Origin of the sequence: Vibrio sp. 10N.222.55.C6 (assembly GCF_041473395.1) — a bacterium.
GTDB classification, from domain to species: Bacteria; Pseudomonadota; Gammaproteobacteria; order Enterobacterales; family Vibrionaceae; genus Vibrio; species Vibrio crassostreae_C.
Genome location: NZ_JBFRSD010000240.1, coordinates 1 through 397, shown reverse-complemented (window position 1 = coordinate 397; position 397 = coordinate 1). Strand labels below are relative to the sequence as shown.

1 protein-coding gene is annotated in these 397 nt (G+C 43.6%); it reads right to left on the bottom strand.

Annotated features, from left to right (window positions below; all coding sequences use genetic code 11):
• A partial coding sequence (locus AB4486_RS23460; RefSeq protein WP_372118953.1) for a hypothetical protein occupies positions 1-397 on the bottom strand: 397 nt, incomplete at both ends.

Here is a 397-nt window from a genome sequence, read left to right as displayed (position 1 = left end):
AATGGATTGGTGCAACCGTATCAGTTCCATCAAACTCTAACTTAGAACCGACTAATAGGTATTCGCCAATCGCTTTACTATCAGTTACAAGCTTTAGGTTAGTGCCATCAATAATATCGTCATTGCCAACTTGACCACTCGCGCGGATAGCAGAAGCTACTTTAGGCGAAGCTAATACGAACGTGGCAGGGAATGTAGTATTGCGTTGGATATCAGCACCTAGCTCTAGGGCACGTGCTATTAATGAACGGCCTTGTTGATACAGCTCGCCATTGCTTAGGTTGAGAGGTGTGCCTTTCTTAGCTACTGTGATAGTTTTCATAATAATATCGCTGTTAATTTCGTCTGAAATCGATGTAGCAAGCAAGTCCTCAACCGCGCTAGAACCGTCTAGATT